The 18,604-nt window shown below is 59.5% G+C and carries 18 protein-coding genes; 8 read left to right on the top strand and 10 right to left on the bottom strand.

Annotation, left to right across the window (positions count from 1 at the left end):
• The 3 genes from AC2FFB_RS18000 to deoC form a co-directional block, all read right to left on the bottom strand.
• A complete protein-coding gene (locus AC2FFB_RS18000; protein WP_271952139.1) occupies nucleotides 1–732 on the bottom strand; it encodes a Crp/Fnr family transcriptional regulator in 732 nt (243 codons plus the stop codon).
• Between the two features lie 177 nt (nucleotides 733–909).
• Nucleotides 910–3,243, bottom strand: coding sequence for an aldehyde dehydrogenase family protein (locus AC2FFB_RS17995; RefSeq protein ID WP_281996042.1), 2,334 nt, complete (start codon nucleotides 3,241–3,243; stop codon nucleotides 910–912).
• Between the two features lie 11 nt (nucleotides 3,244–3,254).
• Nucleotides 3,255–4,253: a deoxyribose-phosphate aldolase gene (gene deoC, locus AC2FFB_RS17990; RefSeq protein ID WP_281973768.1), complete on the bottom strand. Its 999-nt coding sequence runs from the start codon at nucleotides 4,251–4,253 to the stop codon at nucleotides 3,255–3,257.
• Between the two features lie 198 nt (nucleotides 4,254–4,451).
• Here deoC and AC2FFB_RS17985 point away from each other — a divergent pair, with 198 nt between their 5' ends.
• The 6 genes from AC2FFB_RS17985 (at nucleotide 4,452) to AC2FFB_RS17960 (ending at nucleotide 11,762) form a co-directional block, all read left to right on the top strand.
• On the top strand, nucleotides 4,452–5,405 hold the full coding sequence (locus tag AC2FFB_RS17985; protein ID WP_142640058.1) for a metal ABC transporter solute-binding protein, Zn/Mn family: 954 nt from the start codon (nucleotides 4,452–4,454) through the stop codon (nucleotides 5,403–5,405).
• 3 nt (nucleotides 5,406–5,408) lie between these two features.
• Nucleotides 5,409–6,212 carry a metal ABC transporter ATP-binding protein gene (locus AC2FFB_RS17980; RefSeq protein WP_281996044.1) on the top strand — a complete coding sequence of 268 codons (804 nt, stop codon included), beginning with the start codon at nucleotides 5,409–5,411 and terminating at the stop codon, nucleotides 6,210–6,212.
• 3 nt (nucleotides 6,213–6,215) lie between these two features.
• Nucleotides 6,216–7,421 carry a metal ABC transporter permease gene (locus AC2FFB_RS17975; RefSeq protein ID WP_282022374.1) on the top strand — a complete coding sequence of 402 codons (1,206 nt, stop codon included), beginning with the start codon at nucleotides 6,216–6,218 and terminating at the stop codon, nucleotides 7,419–7,421.
• Nucleotides 7,418–8,347 (top strand): metal ABC transporter permease, encoded by a 930-nt coding sequence (locus AC2FFB_RS17970; RefSeq protein ID WP_496875258.1) that lies wholly within the window; start codon nucleotides 7,418–7,420, stop codon nucleotides 8,345–8,347. The genes AC2FFB_RS17975 and AC2FFB_RS17970 overlap by 4 nt, the downstream gene beginning before the upstream one ends.
• 282 nt (nucleotides 8,348–8,629) lie before the next feature.
• A complete protein-coding gene (mutL, locus tag AC2FFB_RS17965) occupies nucleotides 8,630–10,480 on the top strand; it encodes a DNA mismatch repair endonuclease MutL (protein ID WP_496875257.1) in 1,851 nt (616 codons plus the stop codon).
• 52 nt (nucleotides 10,481–10,532) lie between these two features.
• Nucleotides 10,533–11,762 carry a DNA recombination protein RmuC gene (locus tag AC2FFB_RS17960; protein ID WP_496875256.1) on the top strand — a complete coding sequence of 410 codons (1,230 nt, stop codon included), beginning with the start codon at nucleotides 10,533–10,535 and terminating at the stop codon, nucleotides 11,760–11,762.
• Nucleotides 11,763–11,822: 60 nt separating this feature from the next.
• Here AC2FFB_RS17960 and AC2FFB_RS17955 read toward each other — a convergent pair whose 3' ends face one another.
• Both AC2FFB_RS17955 and AC2FFB_RS17950 read right to left on the bottom strand, forming a co-directional pair.
• Nucleotides 11,823–12,473 (bottom strand): ChrR family anti-sigma-E factor, encoded by a 651-nt coding sequence (locus AC2FFB_RS17955; protein WP_281973765.1) that lies wholly within the window; start codon nucleotides 12,471–12,473, stop codon nucleotides 11,823–11,825.
• Between the two features lie 10 nt (nucleotides 12,474–12,483).
• Nucleotides 12,484–13,140, bottom strand: a complete 657-nt coding sequence (locus tag AC2FFB_RS17950; RefSeq protein ID WP_142640072.1) for a sigma-70 family RNA polymerase sigma factor — start codon at nucleotides 13,138–13,140, stop codon at nucleotides 12,484–12,486.
• Nucleotides 13,141–13,287: 147 nt separating this feature from the next.
• On the opposite strand from AC2FFB_RS17950, the gene AC2FFB_RS17945 reads away from it, so the two are divergent.
• Nucleotides 13,288–14,064, top strand: a complete 777-nt coding sequence (locus tag AC2FFB_RS17945) for a DUF1365 domain-containing protein (RefSeq protein WP_142640074.1) — start codon at nucleotides 13,288–13,290, stop codon at nucleotides 14,062–14,064.
• A gap of 79 nt (nucleotides 14,065–14,143) precedes the next feature.
• Nucleotides 14,144–14,461 carry a DUF3775 domain-containing protein gene (locus AC2FFB_RS17940; RefSeq protein ID WP_142640076.1) on the top strand — a complete coding sequence of 106 codons (318 nt, stop codon included), beginning with the start codon at nucleotides 14,144–14,146 and terminating at the stop codon, nucleotides 14,459–14,461.
• A 48-nt stretch (nucleotides 14,462–14,509) separates the two neighbouring features.
• Here the strand turns inward: AC2FFB_RS17940 and AC2FFB_RS17935 are convergent, their stop codons facing one another.
• The 5 genes from AC2FFB_RS17935 to AC2FFB_RS17915 are packed head-to-tail and all read right to left on the bottom strand — an operon-like array spanning nucleotide 14,510 to nucleotide 18,284.
• Nucleotides 14,510–15,652 (bottom strand): saccharopine dehydrogenase family protein, encoded by a 1,143-nt coding sequence (locus AC2FFB_RS17935; protein ID WP_496690446.1) that lies wholly within the window; start codon nucleotides 15,650–15,652, stop codon nucleotides 14,510–14,512.
• Nucleotides 15,653–15,674: 22 nt separating this feature from the next.
• Complete coding sequence (locus AC2FFB_RS17930; protein WP_142640081.1) at nucleotides 15,675–15,923, bottom strand: SemiSWEET family sugar transporter; 249 nt, start codon at nucleotides 15,921–15,923, stop codon at nucleotides 15,675–15,677.
• 12 nt (nucleotides 15,924–15,935) lie between these two features.
• On the bottom strand, nucleotides 15,936–16,982 hold the full coding sequence (locus tag AC2FFB_RS17925; RefSeq protein WP_496875255.1) for a saccharopine dehydrogenase: 1,047 nt from the start codon (nucleotides 16,980–16,982) through the stop codon (nucleotides 15,936–15,938).
• Between the two features lie 15 nt (nucleotides 16,983–16,997).
• Nucleotides 16,998–17,612 carry a glutathione S-transferase family protein gene (locus AC2FFB_RS17920; RefSeq protein WP_142640085.1) on the bottom strand — a complete coding sequence of 205 codons (615 nt, stop codon included), beginning with the start codon at nucleotides 17,610–17,612 and terminating at the stop codon, nucleotides 16,998–17,000.
• 21 nt (nucleotides 17,613–17,633) lie between these two features.
• Nucleotides 17,634–18,284, bottom strand: coding sequence for a histidine phosphatase family protein (locus AC2FFB_RS17915; protein ID WP_142640087.1), 651 nt, complete (start codon nucleotides 18,282–18,284; stop codon nucleotides 17,634–17,636).
• Nucleotides 18,285–18,604 lie beyond the last annotated feature (320 nt).

Genomic DNA, 18,604 nt, shown 5'->3' with positions numbered 1-18,604 from the left:
TTAGGCCGCTGCAGGTCTTCTCTGGGCCTGCAGCGTGTGCCTGTTGCTGTTCAACAGCTTTTGCCGTGTATGTCGGAAATGCGCTGCTTTCAATGCATCGTCGATATGGCGGCTCCGCCGCAGCAAGCGCATCAGGCTGATATTGTCGAAAACCAGGCATTTGGTGGGTTCGGTGGCTATTACCGTGGCTGTGGCAGGCAGCCCAAGGCCAAAGGTCAGCTCTCCCAAAATCTCATCTTCTCCACATTGGTTGATGACCCGGCCGTTTTTCAGGATCGTGGTCCGCCCCTTTAAGACAAAGCCCAAAAAGTCGGTTGTCTTGCCTTCTTCGATCAGGATGTCACCGTTTTCATAGGTCTTGACGGCGGCGGTGTTCAACAGTTTCCGGGCTTGGTGGGGTTTCAGCGATTCAAGGTGCAGGGCGATGAACTGACGTTCGTCATCTGAAAACCGAAGCAAATGCCGGGACAGAAACCCGCGCAGCAGGCCCAGGATCGAGATCGAGATATAGGCCAGCTGAATGATCGAGCCCGCGAGGTTGAATTCTTCCGACATGCTGAACAGAACACATCCGGCTGCGGCGATCACAAGCAGGGGGTAGAGGCTGCCGTTGCCCCGGATGATCCCCATCTGTAGCAGAAAATAGCTGGTGATGTAGAGGCCCGCGCCAAAGACGCCGATCATCGTGGCGACCTGTACCAGTTCAGGAAACTCGTATGGAAAACTCAGCATGGACCGATCCAACCTTGTTAAGACTGGGTCCAAGCTGAGGGATAGTGGCGGCGCTGTATATGAACAATGTCACATGTTAATCATCGTTATGTTCATTCAATGATCACTCTATGCAGCAGCGCGCCATCTGTACCCGAACAAACTGTTTGCACCCCTGGGTTCTCCAGGGCTGGGTCCCTACTCACCGTAGGGCACCCAGATGTTTTTAACCTCGGTCGCAGCCTGCAAGAAACGGCGAGTCTGATCCTCGTGCCATTCGGTTGCCATGGCGTTATTCACCCAACTCCGTTTCAGGTTCCCGGCCGAAGCCCGCTCGATCTCGGCCGACAGATCGGTAGACGAGAATGACCAAACTGCATCCACATTCAGATGCGAAGCCAGCGGCTTCGCCAGTTCCGTGTGGCTGCCAGTCAGGATGTTGACCACGCCAGCGGGCACGTCCGAGGTTTCGAGGATTTGGTAGAAATCCGTCGCCGCCAGCGGGTAAGGCTCGCTTGCCGCAAGAACCACCCGGTTGCCCATCGCAATCGCAGGCGCCATGGCCGAGACCAGACCCAGCAGCGGCGCCTCGTCAGCACAGAGCGCGCCGATCACGCCGACAGGTTCTTTCATGGCAATGGCCACGCCCCGGATCGGAACGCCGTGCACCTGGCCGTCATACTTGTCGGCCCAGGCAGCGGCGGTGAACAGGCGCTGGATCGAGGCTTCGACCTCTTTCGCGCCGTCTTTCCTGCCGGTCATGGCATCAAGGCGCGCAGCGAATTCACCCGCGCGGGCCGAGAGGTTTTCGCCGATGTAATACAAGATCTGTGCCCGTAGATGGCCGGTGGTCTTTGACCAACCCTTGGCCCCCGCTGCGGCCTCGACCGCGTTGCGCACGTCTTTGCGGTTGGCCAGACCCACATGGCCCAGCAGGCCAGGCTTGCCCCAGACGGGTTTCGAATATCCGCTGTCAGGACGGGCCTGTTTGCCGCCGACATACATTTTGGCAGTACGGTCAATCGGATCGACCGGGGCACCTTCGCCCATCGCGGCCTCGGCCTTGGCCAATGGTTTGCCTTTGCCTTTGGGCTTGGTGTAGGCGGTCAGACCTTCCCAGCCACCTTCGCGGCCAAAGCCGCTTTCGCGCACACCGCCGAACCCGGCCGCGGCATCGAACAGATTGGTGGCATTCACCCAGACAACGCCCGCGACCAGCTTCGGTGCGATATCCAGTGCAAGGTTCACGTTCTCGGTCCATACCGTCGCCGCCAGCCCGTAACGGGTGTTGTTGGCCAGCTCAACCGCCTCTTCCGGAGTACGGAAGGTCGAGGACACCAGCACCGGACCGAAAATTTCCTCCTGCATCAGTTGATCGGAGGTTTCGAGGCCCGAGATCAGCGTTGGCGGGAAGAAACAGCCATTTTCGGGCAGCGCGCCGGCCGCCTGATAAACGTGACCCGCGGTGTTGCTGTCGACCATGCTCTTGATGGTCTGCAACTGGACCGGGTCGACCACAGCACCCACGTCGATGCATTTGTCCAATGGATCACCGATGCGCAGAGTGTCCATTCGGGCGCGCAGTTTCTCGTGGAACCGATCGGCGATGCCTTCCTGAACCAACAGACGCGAACCCGCGCAACAAACCTGACCCTGATTGAACCAGATCGCGTCGACCAGCCCTTCGATGGCGGAATCGATATCGGCGTCGTCAAAGACGATATAGGCGGACTTGCCACCCAGCTCCAAAGTCAGCGCCTTACCCGAACCGGCGGTCGCCTCACGGATGCGCCGCCCCACTGCGGTTGAGCCGGTAAAGGCGATCTTGTCCACGTCCGAGGCCACGATCATCTCACCTACCGCGCCATCGCCCGTGACGATGTTGACCACACCCTTGGGCAGCCCGGCCTGTGAGCAGATATCGGCAAACAGCAGCGCGGTCAGAGAGGTATATTCGGCAGGTTTCAGAACGACCGTGTTACCCATGGCCAGCGCCGGAGCAATCTTCCAAGCCAGCATCAGCAGCGGGAAGTTCCAAGGAACGATTTGTCCACACACTCCCAGCGCTTCGGCGTTGGGTAGTTCGCTTTCCATCAACTGCGCCATGCCGGCGTGGTAGTAAAAGTGACGCTGTACCAGAGGGATGTCGATGTCGCGCGATTCACGGATCGGCTTGCCGTTATCCAAGCTTTCCAGCACTGCAAACAGGCGCGAGTGCTTTTGCAGCAGGCGCGCGATGGCATAGAGGTAGCGCGCACGACCCGCACCGCCCATCTTCTCCCATTTTGGCTGCGCCTTGCGGGCGGCGGATACGGCGGCGTCGACATCGGCTTGCTTGGCCTGGGTCAGCTTGGCCAAAACCTCTCCGGTCGCCGGGTTGCGGCTGTCGAACCCCTTGCCCGGTTTGGTGAAGGTCCCGTCGATATAGTGACCAAATTTGTCACCCTGATCGACCAGCCAGGCCAGCGCTTCGGCTGAGCTTTCGGGGGCAGGGCCGTAATCCATGGTCTCGAAAATCTCTTTGACTGTCATTGTTTTCGTCCTCAGCCCATCGAGTGCCTGTAACCGGCGGAATAAGCACCCGTTACGAAATGTTCTAGCTGCCGTTCGATATCGCCCAAAAGCGACGACGCGCCAAAGCGAAACAGGTCCGGCTCCAGCCAACGGTCGCCCAGCTCATCCTTGATCAGCGACAGGTAAACTAGTGCGTCCTTGGCTTTGGAAATCCCGCCTGCGGGTTTATATCCGACACGATACCCGGTGCGGTCATAGTAATCGCGGATCGCCCGGATCATCACCAGCGACACGGGCAGCGTGGCGTTGACGCTTTCCTTACCGGTCGAAGTCTTGATGAAATCCGCCCCCGCCATCATGCAGACCAGCGAGGCGCGCGCCACGTTGCGTAGGCTGCCCAGTTCGCCGGTTGCAAGGATGGCTTTGACATGCGCGTCGCCACAAGCCACGCGGAACGCTTTCATCTCGTCATACAAGGCCTGCCAGTCGCCCGACAGCACATGACGCCGAGAGATTACGATGTCGATTTCCTCGGCTCCGGCTTTGACGCTTTCTTCGATCTCGGCCACGCGCAGGTGGAACGGGGACAAGCCTGCAGGGAATCCGGTCGATACGGCGGCCACCGGAATCCCGGTGCCCTTCAGCGCATCCACAGCGGTTTCGATCATGTCGTGATAGACACAGACCGCGCCGGTGGTGATAGGTGGCATGTCCAACGCCTGAAGTGTTGCAGAAGCCACGGGTTGCCGCGCTTTGGCGCACAGGCGCCGGACACGGCCGACGGTATCGTCTCCCGATAGGGTGGTCAGGTCGATCAGGGTGATCGCCTTGAGCAGCCACGCCGCCTGGTAGTCCTTTTTCACCGAGCGCCGACCCGGCAGGGTGGCTGCGCGGCGCTCAACGGCCGAGGTGTTGACCTGTACGGCCCGCACCCAATCCAGATCAAGCTCCATTCCAGGGTTCCGGGGCTCGGTCACTTGCGGCAGATGCGCGGTGCGCACGGGGCTTTCTGAGCTCTGCGTTTCCATTTTCACATCCTTTGGGAGGTTTGTATCAAATTCGCACGGGTAAGATGCAAATGGAAGGCCATCCGGCATTGGAAGGGTAAATTTTTTGACCAAATGGACAAAATAGGCGTTTTCTTGCGAATAATTCTCAATAGCATTGACTTAGTTGCGAGCGGTTCTCATATTCATCTTAGCAAGATACCATTTCCGGGGTCTGATATGATTCGTCGTAGTTTCCTTGCAGCGCTGGCATTCGCCGCTGTATTCCCATTCTCGGCCTGGGCCGATGCGCCGCTGAAAGTGGTGGCCACGACCGGTATGATTGCCGATGCCGCCCGTCAGGTCGGAGGTGATCAGGTCGAGGTGAAGGGCCTTATGGGCCCCGGCGTCGACCCGCATGCCTATCGTCAGACCCGCAGTGATATCGTCGCTATGACCAGGTCCGATCTGATCCTGTGGCATGGTCTGTATCTTGAGGCGCAGATGGAAGAGTTCTTCCATGACCTAGGGCGTAAACGCATGGTCGTTGCGGTAGCCGAAGGCGTTGATAAGTCAAAGCTGCACGCGCATGACAATTATGCTGACAAATACGATCCCCATCTTTGGATGAGCCCGGCCCTGTGGCGCGATGTCGTGGTCGAGGTGCAAAAAGCCCTGACACAAGCGCGCCCCGAGGCCGCGGACACCTTTGCGGAAAACGCAGAGGCCTTTCTTGCGCAGATCGCGGAACTGGAGACTTATGGCAAGCAAGTGCTTGCAGCGGTCCCGGAAAACAACCGTGTTCTGGTGACGGCACATGATGCCTTTGGGTATTTCGGTGCTGAATACGGGTACGATGTGCTTGGAATTCAGGGTATTTCAACCCAATCCGAGGCGGGACTGAACCGGATTAGCGAATTGGTCGATACGCTGGTTGACCGGCAACTGACGGCAGTTTTCGTGGAAAGCTCGGTCTCGGATCGGTCGATGCGTGCGCTGATCGAGGGCGCAGCGGCCAGGGGACATCAGGTCGAAGTCGGTGGACAGCTTTATTCGGACGCGATGGGCGAGCCCGGCACCTATGAGGGTACCTACATCGGGATGCTGGATCACAATATCACAGTAATCGCAGGCGCTCTGGGGGCTGATATTCCCAAAACTGGCATGAGCGGCAATCTGTCGGCGGGGTTTTAAGAGATGCTGGAACTGGCGGCACATCAGGGCATCCCCCTTCCGGAAAACGACATTGGAAAAAGCCCGCTGGCCATTCGTGGCCTGACCGTCTCGTACGGGCAGAAGCCGGCGGTTTTCTCGGTTGATATGACCGTGCAACCGGGTGCCATGACAGCGATCATCGGGCCAAACGGTGCTGGTAAATCGACCCTGTTGAAGGCTGCGTTGGGGATTGTGTCACCCCTGTCCGGGCAGGTGACAGTGTATGGTGATCGGCTGGACCGGCAGCGGTCCCGGATTGCATATGTACCGCAACGGGCCAGCGTGGACTGGGACTTCCCGACGCGCGTGATTGACGTGGTTCTGATGGGCTTGTCGCGCGAGCTGGGGCTGTTGGGACGGGTGCGCGCCCGGCATAAGGCGCGGGCGATGGATTGTCTGCACCGTGTAGGGATGCGTGACTTTGCCGACCGGCAGATCGGCCAGTTATCAGGCGGCCAGCAGCAGAGGGTCTTTCTGGCGCGCGCCTTGGCGCAGGCCGCCGATCTGTATTTGCTGGACGAACCTTTTGCCGGGGTTGATGCGGCAACGGAAAAGGCCATCATTTCGGTCCTGAAATCCCTGAAAGAGGCGGGCAAGACCGTGGTTGCGGTGCATCATGACCTGGCGACCGTCACCGACTATTTCGACCATGTTTTCCTGATCAACACGCGCAAAGTCGCCGAGGGGCCCGTGGCCGAGGCTTTTACGGCCAAGACATTGCAATCTGCCTATGGCGGCCGTCTGGCTACGGCGCAGATCGACCAGATCTCACGCGCGCTGGGGTGAGTCATGCATTGGGATGCTCTGACCCTTCAGCTTGGCTATAACGCCACGCTTGTCGCAATCGGCGCAAGCCTGCTGGGCATTTCCGCCGGGGTGACCGGCACATTTCTGTTCTTGCGCAAACGTGCACTGGTCAGCGATGCGATCAGCCATGCGACATTGCCGGGTGTGTGTCTGGCCTTTATGGTGCTTGTGGCCCTCGGTGGGGACGGCAGAAACCTGATCGGCCTGCTCGTCGGGTCGGCAATATCCGCTTGGATCGGCCTTTTATGTATGAACTGGCTGACGCGGCACACGCGGCTGGCCGAGGATGCCGCGATCGGAGCGGTCCTATCTGTATTCTTTGGTTTCGGCATTGTGCTGCTGACGGTGATCCAGACCATGGGTGTGGGCCGACAGGCGGGGCTCGAAGGGTTTCTGCTGGGCTCGACCGCAGGGATGCTTTGGGCAGATGCGATGATCATTGCGATCGGAGGCGCGGCAACACTGGCGCTTGTCATGATTATCCGCCGTCCAATGACGATCGTGGCCTTTGACCCTGAATTTGCCGCAGCCAGGGGCCTGCCGGTGCATCGCATCGACCTTGCAATGATGGGTCTGGTAATGGCCGTCACAGTGGTTGGCCTGAAAGTTGTCGGGCTGATCCTGATCGTTGCGCTTTTGATCATTCCGCCGGTGACAGCCCGGTTTTGGACTGAGCGGTCCGAAAGAGTAGTGTTGCTGGCGGGTCTGATCGGGGGCGTCTCGGGTTATATCGGTGCGGCGCTGTCGGCGGCGGCTCCCAATCTGCCGACGGGTCCGCTTATCGTTCTTGTCAGTTTTGCCGTGTTTGTCCTGTCGTTGCTGTTGGCGCCGGTTCGCGGTGTTCTGGCGGCGGTTTTGCGGCACCTGCAATTCCAGCGTCGGGTTCATATCCGGCAGGGCTTGCTTGCGTTGGCACAAGGGCAGAAAATCTATGAGCCGCTGACCCTGCGTTTGTTACGCCGGGCCGGGTTGGCCCGCCCCGACGGCGTGGCAACTGAGGCTGGCAAGGCCCGCGCCGCCAAAGCCCTGCGTGACGAAAAGCGGTGGGAGGTCGTTCGCACGGACCAGGCCCACGAAGCAACGGCGGCGCTTTATGACGGGCTGCGCGATATCGAAACCGTGCTGACCCGCGACCAGATTACCGAGATCGACCGCCAGATCGGCGGCCCGCAGGGGATAGCACCATGAGCGGCGAAGAATTCGTTCCCCTGTCACTGACACCGCTGCTGATCGGGACATTTGCCGCCATCGCCTGCGCCCTTCCGGGGAACTTTCTGGTTCTGCGCAAACAGGCGCTGATCGGGGATGCGATCAGCCATGTAGTGTTGCCGGGCATCGTGGTGGCCTTTCTGCTGACCGGCGCGATCTCGACCTGGCCGATGATGCTGGGCGCGGCGGGTGCTGCCGTGGTTGCCGTTGTGATGATCGAAGCGATCCGCAGGCTGGGTCAGATCGAACCCGGTGCGGCAATGGGCGTGGTCTTTACTACCCTATTTGCGGCGGGTGTTCTTTTGTTGGAGCAGACGGACACCTCGACCGTGCATCTGGATGTGGAACACGCGCTGTATGGCAATCTCGAAAGTCTGATCTGGCTGGACGCAACGGGATGGGCCTCGCTGCGGGACCCGGCCGCGCTTGCGGGGTTGCCCCCGGAATTGCCGCGTATCGCGCTGACGCTTGCGGGGGTTTCCCTGTTTACCTGGATATTCTGGCGACCATTGAAGATTTCGACCTTTGACGAAGGTTTTGCCAGCACGGTTGGTATTCGGACCGGTCCTTTGGGGTTTGCGCTGGTGATCACAGCGGCGATTGCTGCTGTCGCATCCTTCGACGCGGTTGGCTCGATCATCGTGATTGCCATGTTCATCTGCCCCCCCGCTGCGGCGCGGTTGATGACCAACCGATTGGAATCTCAAATCGCATGGAGCGTTGTATTTGCCGTGGTTTCGGCGGTGATGGGCTATGTTCTGGCGGGTTATGGCCCATTATGGCTGGGTGCCCGCGATGCCGTGAGTGCCGCCGGAATGATCGCAACGGTATCTGGTGTGATTCTGGCGCTTGCGGCTGTTTTCGGCCCCTGCCGGACCCGCGCGGGTGCTCCAGGCACTGTTTGATCCGGCATATTCCTGCTGTTGGCTGATGCCGTATTTCGGCTGAACTTTGCCAACGCCAACAGCACGACCAGAGTTAATGAGCCTTAATCTGCAGATCGTGCTAAGGTTGTTGTATTGTTAAGCAACTGACCACCACTCACCCCGGCTTGTTCGGGCAATCGTGATCAAGGTCGTCGCCTTGCGGGCCGACACGGCGCGATTGTCCGAACGCCCCCCTCTTGCACAAAATCTGAATGCCATAGCAGTGGCAGAATCGTGTGCGCATGTGCTAGGTCTAGGGGTATGGAGCAGGCAAACCCCAATATCAACGAGTTTCGACCGGTAATTCGGCAGTTGGACGATGCTGCAATCAACCGGATCGCAGCCGGCGAAGTGGTCGAGCGACCGGCCTCTGCGGTCAAGGAATTGATCGAGAACGCCATTGATGCAGGTGCCACGCGGGTTGCGATAGAGATCGCCGATGGGGGCAAGACGCTGATTCGCGTCACCGATGACGGCTGTGGTATTGCGGCGGCGGATTTGCCGTTGGCTTTGTCCCGCCACGCAACCTCGAAAATCGACGGGTCGGATCTGCTGAACATTCATACTTTCGGCTTTCGCGGTGAGGCGTTGCCGTCGCTGGGCGCGGTCGGGCGTTTGACCATAACCAGTCGTGTTCCGGGGGCGGATGCGGCGCAGATTCAGGTCGCTGGTGGCACAATGTCCGCGGTGAAACCCGCGGCTCTGCGTGCGGGGACCGTGGTCGAGTTGCGCGATCTGTTCTTTGCCACGCCTGCGCGTCTGAAATTCATGCGTACCGACCGCGCCGAGACACAGGCCATTGCCGATACGGTCAAACGTCTGGCCATGGCCGAGCCCTCGGTCACCTTTACCCTGCGCGATGTCTCGGGCGGCGTCGAGGGGCGCGTGACCTTCCGGGCTGACCGCGAGAATGGTGATCTGTTTGACGCGTTGCATGCCCGACTGGCCCGCGTGATCGGGCGCGAGTTTGCCGAGAACGCGTTGCAAATTGACGCCACGCGCGAGGGTATCCGGCTGTATGGCTATGCCGCCCTGCCGACTTATTCTCGGGGCGCAGCGGTGGCGCAGTACCTGTTCGTCAACGGACGGCCTGTGCGTGACAAGATGCTGACCGGTGCATTGCGGGCGGCCTATTTCGACTTTCTTAGCCGTGATCGGCATCCGGCGGCGGCTCTGTTCATCGACTGTGATCCGACGCTGGTGGATGTGAACGTGCACCCTGCCAAATCCGAAGTGCGGTTCCGCGACCCTGGCGTCGCGCGCGGGCTGATTGTCTCGGCTCTGCGGCACGCACTGGCAGAGGCCGGGCATCGGGCGTCTTCAACCGTAGCGAACGCGACCCTCGGCGCGATGCGGCCCGAATCACCGCAACCCATTCCGGCGCGGGTCTACCAGATGGATCGCCCTTCACCCGCCGCGCGCCAGATGGCCTATCAGGCGCAGGCACCGGGCTTTGCTGAACTGACCCGCGATTACAGCGGCAGCGTGGTCGAGCCGGTCGCGGAATCTGTTTCCGAGACGCCGGTAGAAGCCCTGCCTTTGGGGGCTGCACGCGGGCAGGTGCATGAAAACTACATTATCGCCCAGACCGCTGATGGTATGGTGATTGTCGATCAGCACGCCGCGCATGAGCGGTTGGTCTATGAAAAGCTGAAAGCCCAGATGGCGGCGAACCGCGTGGCGGCGCAGGCGCTGCTGATCCCCGAGATCGTAGAGTTGTCTGAAAGCGACTGCGCGCGACTTTTGGCGGTGGCGGATGACCTTTCTCGCTTTGGCCTGACGCTCGAGCCCTTCGGCGGCGGTGCGGTTGCCGTGCGTGAAACCCCGGCCATTCTGGGTGAGGTCAACGCCCGCGCAATGATTCTGGATATTCTGGATGAGCTCTCCGATCAGGGTGAAAGCCAGAAGGTGCAGGCGCGGATTGAGGCGATCCTCAGCCGTGTCGCCTGTCATGGTTCGATCCGCTCGGGCCGCCGAATGCGGGCCGAAGAGATGAACGCCCTGCTGCGCGAGATGGAGGCGACACCCCATTCCGGCCAGTGCAACCATGGGCGGCCAACTTATGTGGAACTGAAACTGGCCGATATCGAACGATTGTTCGGACGCAGTTGATCCCGCGCGGTGCGCGGGCTATGAAGAATAAAACAAGAACATCCGAGGCAACATGATCGAGATTGCAGGAACCCAATTGGCATTGAACGACCCCGTGATCCTGATCGTTGGCGGGGTGGTGGCATTGATCCTGTTGCTGCTGTTCCTGTCTTTGCGAGCGGCCAACCGGTCAGCCAGGATGGCCGAGCCACTGTCGCGGCAAATGGCGCATCTGGGTCAACATGTTCAGCAGTTGGGACAAGGACAAGAGCAGCTGCGCGGTGGTCTGCAGCATGTCTCGGACACGCAGGCCAATGCGCAGCTGCAGGTGATCCAGACGGTTGAATCGCGCCTGTCTTCGGTGCAGCAGCAGATGAACGATCGGCTGGCAGATAACGCGATGAAATCCGCACGTGCGCTGGCCGAGATGCAGGAGCGGATGAAGGAATCGCTGCACGGCTCGTCGAAACAAACGGCGACGTCACTGACCCAGCTGCAGGAGCGTCTGGCGGCCATCGACAAGGCGCAAGATAACATCACCAAACTATCGGGCGATGTGCTGTCGCTTCAGGATATTCTGTCGAACAAACAGACGCGAGGTGCGTTCGGAGAGATTCAGTTGAACGATATCGTCTCCAAGGCGTTGCCCTCGGACAGTTTCAAGCTGCAGGCGACCTTGTCGAACGGGCGTCGGGCGGATTGCCTGATCCACCTGCCCAACCCACCCGGCCCCATTGTGATCGACAGCAAATTCCCGTTGGAAGCGTATGAGGCGCTGATCGGGTCGACCAATGATACGGAGCTGAAAGCGGCGGTGCAGATGTTCCGAACAACTGTGCGCAAGCATATCAACGACATCTCCGAGAAATACATTCTGGACGGGGAAACCGCCGATGGCGCGTTGATGTTCCTACCTTCCGAAGCGGTTTATGCCGAGTTGCACGCCAAGTTTCCCGAATTGGTGCAGGAGAGCTTTACCAAACGTGTTTGGATCGTCTCGCCCACCACCTGCATGGCAACGCTGAACACGATGCGCGCGATCCTGAAGGACGCAAGGATGCGGGAACAGGCGGGTGCTATCCGCAAAGAGCTGGGTCTGCTGCACAAGGATGTAGATCGCCTGGGCGATCGGGTTTCCAATTTGGACCGGCATTTCGGGCAGGCGGCCAAGGATATCTCGGAAATCAAGATCAGCGCTGAAAAGGCCGGGCGCCGGGCGCAGCGACTGGACAATTTCGATTTCGAAGAGATCGCACCTGACGACACGCCGGGCGTTGTACCGCTGGCGCGGCACGAAATCTGATAAGCCGTTCGATGCGACATTGGCCGGATTTGGCCAGCGCATCGCGTCAGGTCCCAGAGATCAGATACGCAGGAAGGGCTGGAACAAGCGGGGCATGAGCTTGGTGAATTTTAGCGGCGCGTCGGTAACGGCCAGACAGATGCAATCTGCGGTAATGTCTGCGGTCGGGGTGTGATGCAGATCTTCATCGGCAATCTCAACATCGCCGCGTGCAAAGTGATCAACCTCATCCGAGAAAGCACCCTGCAGAACCATGGTCAATTCCATACCGTTATGGCTGTGATCCGGAACTGCGGTTCCGGCCGGAATGAACAGCAGACGTGCCGAAGCGTCGCCGCTCGTCGGCAAGATAGCTTGTCTGACGCCCATTCCGATGGGCCGCCATCGGATGTCATTGACAGTGCCGCCGACGTAGTCCTGCAGGGGGGCAGGTAGCACGGCGCAGCCCTTGTTCACGGGCTTGGGGGTCGGTACGCCTTGGGCGATCAGCGCCATCGTCGCAGCCAGCGCGCTGTCGTTCATTTGGGCAGGATAGGGCAGCGCGTCCAGTATCTGTCCGCCAACCGCATCAAAGCTTTCAGCCTGCGCGCGGCAATGGTCACACAGCGACAGATGGGTCGCGACCATCAGATCGAACGCTTCGGGCAGGCTGCCGGCGGCATATGCCATCAGCAGATCTTCCGTCAGGTGATGCTTAATCTGTTTGCTCATCGTCTCTGTCTCAGTTCATTGCGTGGCGCAGGCGATCCAGCGCCAGCCTAATTCTTGATTTGATCGTTCCCAGAGGCAATCCAGTCTGAGACGCAATTTCCCGGTGACTCAGGTCTCCGAAATAGGCCTTTTCGATCAAGTCTCTTTGCGCGTCAGGCAACGCCTTCAAGGCAGTGCGCAGCTGCGCGGTTTCTTGTTGCAAGACGATCACGTCGTCCTGATCAGGTTCGGACTCGGGGCCCCAGCCCAGTTCTTCCGGTTCGGGGCGCCGTTGCTTGCGCAGGGCGTCGATGCGTTTGTTCCGTGCGATGGTGAACACCCATGTGGCCACCGTTGCCCGGGTCGGATCGAACAGATGGGCCTTGTGCCACAAGGTCGCCATCACCTCTTGCGCACATTCCTCGGACATGGTCGCGTCCGAGCCTGACTTCATCAGGAACGCCTTGATCCGCGGCGCAAAATGCTGGAACAGCTCGGCAAAAGCCGCCTGATCCTGCGCATCCCGAATGCGCCTGACATGGTCCACCCACTCAATCCTGGTGTCGCAACTGCTTTGTGTTCCGTTCACCTGTCTACCCTTGATGCGTTTTCTTGTGCGCCAAGGCTTGAGGACGGCGGGTGTAGCCGCCGGCTCGTCCAAGGTCACGGTGTCTATCTCGGTAAACATAACCACAATACGGTTGGTGTCCCAAGCCGGATCACTCTGAAGCGATATTTTTGATCCAATCCTGGCTGGATGCCGTATTCTAAGTAACAGAAACCTTCAGAAAACCACGCCCCTCCGGGCGGTTACAAGCGGGTCGGACCATATCGAATGACACAGACCGTTGATCATGTTGCGGGCCATACCTTTCACGGGCGCAAGGGGGCGATCGAAAACGCCTTCCGCTATTCGGTCGACTACATTCTTCTGAACCCTGAACGCGATCTGACCACTCCGGCGCTATTTTCGGTGAACCGGGCCAATCTTGCCAACTGGCGGTCGCAGGATCACGGGGGTGAGCCGGGCCAGGGCGACGGTGCCGCCTGGCTGCGCGCGCGGTTTGATCAGTTGCAGGTGGCGCAACCGGCGCGCCTGATGTTGCTGACGCAGCCTCGGGTTCTGGGGCATGTGTTCAACCCGGTCAGCTTCTGGTTCTGTTTTGATGGACAGGATGTGCTTAATGCGGTGGTGGCCGAGGTGACCAACACCTATGGCACGCGCCACAGCTATCTGTGCCACAAGCCCGGTTTTGCGCCCATCGAAGTGACAGACAGGATGGTGGCTGACAAGCTGCTGCATGTTTCGCCCTTCCAGAAGATCGAGGGCAGCTATACCTTCCGTTTCGACTATCGCCCCGAACGTGTTGGCGTTTGGATCGAGTATACCCGCCCCGAGGGCGGATTGATCGCCACCCTGACCGGGACACGCCGTCCGCTGACCAACCGGGTGATCCTGTGGTCGCTGCTGCGCCGCCCATTTGGTGCGCGGCGGACCTTTGCGCTGATCATCTGGCAAGCACTTAAACTTTGGGTGAAAAAAGCCACCTTTCGCCCGTTCAGAACCGCACCGGTGCCGGATCAGCCGGTTTCGCGTGTGCGCCTGCGCTAACGCGTTTGTTCAAGATCAAAGACTCGGGCTCTGCCTAGTGGTTGTTTCATTCGAAAGCCGCGAACACAGGAGTCGGGTCATGTTGGAAATTTCAGCAAGAAAAGTTGCTCAGGTTGCGCTGATGGGGCGCGAGCTGAATCGGGCCGAGGGCGAGTTGCGCGCGTTCATTGATCACATGAGCGAGGACGAACAGGCCGAACTGGTGGCTATCATGTGGATCGGGCGTGAAAGCTTCTTCGCCGAGGATCTGGTCGAAGCCATCGCCACCGCAAGGGCCGAAGCCTCAACCCCCTGTGCTGATTACCTGATCGGAACGCCGCACATGTCAGATCATCTGGAAAATGGTCTGGATGCGCTAGGGGTATCGGCCGAGGACGTGGAAAATGATCTGATGTAGGCACCAGTTTTATTGCCGTCACGCCACCTGATTGGCGTGACGGTCATCTCAGTTGGAATGGTCAATGATCGCGAGGTGCTGCGCCAGCCGGTCGATTTCAGCCATCCAGCCCTGCACCAGTTTCGGATCATTGGGGGCCGCATGAACGCCTGCCGGAATAGCGCGGTTCAAGACGGCTTCGACAGCCAGTGAAACGGGGACCGAGACCAGCCGCGCCATTGCCGTGCCGCGGTCGTCACCCCAGGCATCCATCACATAGGTTTTGTGCCAGACCGGAACGCCGTCTTTTTCCGCCTTCAGGCCCACACACAGAACCACACGGTCCGGCTCGCCCTCGTCATAGGCGTTGTCGGCCCAGAACTGGTCCGACATCTCCTTCAGGCGTGCATCGCCTTCGGGGCCGGACAGGGTTTCGATTTCGGCAAACACACCCGACCACGCATCGGCCCAGCCATTCAGACGCAGCGTACCGCGGACGAATTCCTTGACCGGCCAGTGATCCTCGAAATGGTACTGCGCCATGAACGGGATCGAGTCGCGGTTCGGATAGACCTCAAAGCTTTCGGGTGTGGGCAGGGGTGCGATATAGCTGGTAATCGCATCCCATGGGCGCGCCACGTCCAGCGGAGCATAATTGCGAATTGATTTCGATGGTGAACGCAACGCCTTGAGCACACCCAGCGGTGACCAGCTGAACTTGTACCGGAACGGGTTCGGATGCTTGGGGATGCCACCGCAATAAGAGATGAAACTCAGGTGGTTCTGCGGGTCGAACGCGTCCGAAGCGCGATAGTCGTCGATCAGTGCATGAGCCATCAGGTGATCGATGCCCGGGTCCAGCCCGCCCTCGTTGACCAGCGCCACCCCGGCTTCGCGGGCCGCCTCGTCCAACGCGCGCATCTCGGGGGCGATATAGGAGGATGAGACGAAATTCGCCTGTTTCGCGATTGCAAGCTCGGCCAAGGGCACGTGCCAGTCGCCGGGCAACATCGAAACGATGACATCGCCCTGTTCCAGCACCGCCGCCAAGGCGTCGATGTCAAAAACGCGGATATCGCTGGTCAGGTCACCAACTTCGGCCTTGGCCTTTTCGATTGTCCGGTTCCAGACCGTGACCTTGTGCCCGCCTTCGATCAGGCGGCGTAAGCCGGGAATGGCCGACAGGCCGGTGCCACACCAGTGAATCGTCATGTGAAAACTCCTTTACGGCTGTTCAGCCAAACCTCAGTTTTGCAATCACGATCGCGCTGACAAGCAGGATCGAGATCACATTACCCAATATCAGCGGCCATGCCGCAATCATCACTCCGTAAATCAGCCACAGGCTCAGCGTGGCCAGAATCAACAGGTTCGCCGGCATAGACAGATCCTTGGTCTCGCGGGAGCGCCAGGTCTTTAGGGTTTGAGGAAGCCAACATACAGTGCCCAGCACCGCAGCCGCGCCTCCGATCAGGTGTTCCATGCGTGGCTACTCCTAGACATGGTTGTCGAAAGTATCGCGGGCCCGGCCCCAGACGCCGCTGTCCAGATCGGTCAGGGTCAGCAGAGAAGGCAGAAGCTGTGCTGCATAATCTTCCGAGCTTTCGACCGGTAGCATCGACGGCAGATTGTCGATTGCAACTACATCAAGAACCGGATTGGTCGCCACGCGCAGGGCAGGTGCCTCCCAAGTTGTTGCTCGGTCATAAACCGGAACAGGGTTATAATCGCTGTCGGGGTCACAGGCGACATCGCCGATGGCGGTCAGCTTGCAGTCAGCGGCCAGTGCCTCATGTGGGACAAAAATCGGCGTACCTGGGCGCGCGAAGATACAGTTCAGGAACAGGTCGTGGTCCAGGATTTCAGGGAACGGCCCACCGCTGGCGGTTTCGGCCATGTCCCACTTGGTGACACTGACACCCATCGCCGTGCAAAGGTCGCTGGCGCCGGTGCCCACGCGGCCAAGAGCACCGATGACGATGGCCCTTGGTCTATTGGCCTCGATGGCATCTAGTTCAGCCAGAAGCTCGGAATTCAACGCGTCCTTGCTGGGATAGACACCAACCGGAGGGCATTCCGCGCCCCGCTGCTGCGCGGCCCAAGTCTTGAGTGTCACCGCAGCCCCGGCATAGCCGGCCCAATAGCCAAAGGCGGCGACTCGGCGGCCGTTTTCGTCGACAAGATATTCCAGATCATACAGCGTTCCGCCCCCGGCCTTGAACCGTTCTAGCAGCGCCCGGCCGGAATGCTGACCCTTATAGGCATGGCCGAACATGATGTGGAGGTGGGGCAGGGGCGTGCCATCCTCGGGCAGTTCCTTGAGGCCAAAGATGATCGCGTCCTTGGGTGCATCTGGCCAGGAGTTCTCGGGCGCGATCTCGCAGCCAGCAGCCTTGTAACCGTCGATGGGGATGGCGCGAACATGGCTTTCCTCGACCGTTACGCGGATGCCAGCAGCGATCAGCGCCAAAGCGCCTTCAGGGGTCAGCCCGACCCGTTCTTCGTTCGGGCGCTGTTCGGCCCGGACCCATAGATGCGTCATATTTTGTCCCCTTTATCAGAGCATTCCGGCGGCACGTACGGCTTTCAGCGAAGCGCGCGCTTCTGCCGCCTCACGAAAGGCGACGATCTTGGGGTAGGCTGCGATGTCGACGCCGTCGCCTTCCAACCAACTGCAAACCACATACAAATAGGCATCGGCAAGCGAGAACGCCTCGCCCAGCACAAACGGTCCACGCAGACCGTTCGAACAGATATAGTCGCAGGACGCTGCCATGGTCTGCGCGACTTTTGCCGTCATATCCTTCCAGCTGGATTTCTTGTCGGCCCACCGCGCGCCGCGCAGCTTATGGGCGTGGTTCACATGCATGGTCGAGGCAAGGTAATACATCACCTCGCGCATCCGGGCGGCCATGATCGGGTCCGCAGGCACCAGCCCGGCCTTCGGAGCCATTGCTGCGATGAACTCCAAAAGTGCCCCGGTTTCGGTCAAAATCCCACCGTCAACCACCAGCGCCGGAACCCGGCCTTTTGGGTTGATCTGCTTGTAGGCGGATTTGGTTTGCTCTCCACTGGCAAAGTCCAGTTGGATCGCCTCATAGTCCAGCCCGGCCTCTTCCAGTGCAATCGCAACGGCGACCGAAATCGTGCGAGGGGCATAGTAAAGTTGCATCACAAAGCCTCTGGTTTGGGGTTACAGGTGGGTCTGTGCAAACTGCCGGTCTGGTGCTTCCAGATGCGGAACGGCATTGAACAGAACCGGGCTGAGCTGTGTACCTATCGGGTATAAACGGTGCATTGACGTGTTCATGATGGCAAGAGCCACCCGCGCCATGGCCGGGATATCCAGCCCCATCGCCTGCCGGACAACCATCGAAATCAACCCGCCCGAGGTCACAACGATGGCAGGGCCGCCTTCGGTTCCGATATCGGTCAGCGCGTCGCGCACCCGGGTTTCGAATTCCTCGAAGGTTTCCGGTGTGTTTTTGATGGCGCCATCGGCCCAGGCGGCAAAGGTGCGGGGCAGATGCTCGACAAAACCTTCGCGATCAGTGGGCACTTTCACTCCGTGCTGTTCCTCGAACAGCTGCGCGATGGTGAAATACTCGATCTCGTTCAGCCGCGGATCGCGGATCGGATCAGTCAGCCCCATGCTGGCGGTGGTCTCGGCGTGGCGGATCAGGGTGCCGCAATAGACCCGGGGAAAATGGCTGCGTGTGTCCTGGAGATGCGCCCCCAGCCAGCGGGCCTGCTGATGTCCCAGATCGCTGAGCTTGTCATAGTTCTTTTCGTCGCGCGCGGTGGTATTGGCCTGCCCGTGACGCACCAGTGTGATATGTGACATGTCGGTCCCTCTTGCGTGGCAAGTCTTAGGACAGGTCTAGGTCTGGGGCCAGAGCCGTTCGTTGCGGTTTGGAAATTATTCTCGCTCACCCCCGAATCTGGCCGGGCGGTATTGTTGTTGACTCGCAAGACCGTCCACAGGAACCTTGGTGATATCAGACTGTCCTGCAAATTCATCGTTGCAAGCTATTCGATGACCTCGGAAAACTGGCTTGGGAAAGGATTTATTTATGACGGATATTAGGCGCACGCCTTTGCATGGTTTGCATGTTGAGTTGGGTGGGAAGTTGGTTGATTTTGCGGGCTGGGAGATGCCTGTTC

Source organism: Ruegeria sp. YTSA219 (genome assembly GCF_059609985.1).
This window is presented reverse-complemented; position numbering and strand designations above follow the sequence as displayed.

Coding starts and splice junctions, on each gene's coding strand:
- AC2FFB_RS17985 (WP_142640058.1), top strand. CDS start 4,452: ATGATTCGTCGTAGTTTCCTTGCAGCGCTGGCATTCGCCGCTGTATTC.
- AC2FFB_RS17955 (WP_281973765.1), bottom strand. CDS start 12,473: ATGAGCAAACAGATTAAGCATCACCTGACGGAAGATCTGCTGATGGCA.
- AC2FFB_RS17915 (WP_142640087.1), bottom strand. CDS start 18,284: ATGTCACATATCACACTGGTGCGTCACGGGCAGGCCAATACCACCGCG.
- AC2FFB_RS17970 (WP_496875258.1), top strand. CDS start 7,418: ATGAGCGGCGAAGAATTCGTTCCCCTGTCACTGACACCGCTGCTGATC.
- mutL (WP_496875257.1), top strand. CDS start 8,630: ATGGAGCAGGCAAACCCCAATATCAACGAGTTTCGACCGGTAATTCGG.
- AC2FFB_RS17960 (WP_496875256.1), top strand. CDS start 10,533: ATGATCGAGATTGCAGGAACCCAATTGGCATTGAACGACCCCGTGATC.
- AC2FFB_RS17995 (WP_281996042.1), bottom strand. CDS start 3,243: ATGACAGTCAAAGAGATTTTCGAGACCATGGATTACGGCCCTGCCCCC.
- AC2FFB_RS17945 (WP_142640074.1), top strand. CDS start 13,288: ATGACACAGACCGTTGATCATGTTGCGGGCCATACCTTTCACGGGCGC.
- AC2FFB_RS17975 (WP_282022374.1), top strand. CDS start 6,216: ATGCATTGGGATGCTCTGACCCTTCAGCTTGGCTATAACGCCACGCTT.
- AC2FFB_RS17925 (WP_496875255.1), bottom strand. CDS start 16,982: ATGACGCATCTATGGGTCCGGGCCGAACAGCGCCCGAACGAAGAACGG.
- AC2FFB_RS17930 (WP_142640081.1), bottom strand. CDS start 15,923: ATGGAACACCTGATCGGAGGCGCGGCTGCGGTGCTGGGCACTGTATGT.
- AC2FFB_RS17980 (WP_281996044.1), top strand. CDS start 5,409: ATGCTGGAACTGGCGGCACATCAGGGCATCCCCCTTCCGGAAAACGAC.
- AC2FFB_RS17950 (WP_142640072.1), bottom strand. CDS start 13,140: ATGTTTACCGAGATAGACACCGTGACCTTGGACGAGCCGGCGGCTACA.
- AC2FFB_RS17920 (WP_142640085.1), bottom strand. CDS start 17,612: ATGCAACTTTACTATGCCCCTCGCACGATTTCGGTCGCCGTTGCGATT.
- deoC (WP_281973768.1), bottom strand. CDS start 4,253: ATGGAAACGCAGAGCTCAGAAAGCCCCGTGCGCACCGCGCATCTGCCG.
- AC2FFB_RS17940 (WP_142640076.1), top strand. CDS start 14,144: ATGTTGGAAATTTCAGCAAGAAAAGTTGCTCAGGTTGCGCTGATGGGG.
- AC2FFB_RS18000 (WP_271952139.1), bottom strand. CDS start 732: ATGCTGAGTTTTCCATACGAGTTTCCTGAACTGGTACAGGTCGCCACG.
- AC2FFB_RS17935 (WP_496690446.1), bottom strand. CDS start 15,652: ATGACGATTCACTGGTGTGGCACCGGCCTGTCGGCCATTCCCGGCTTA.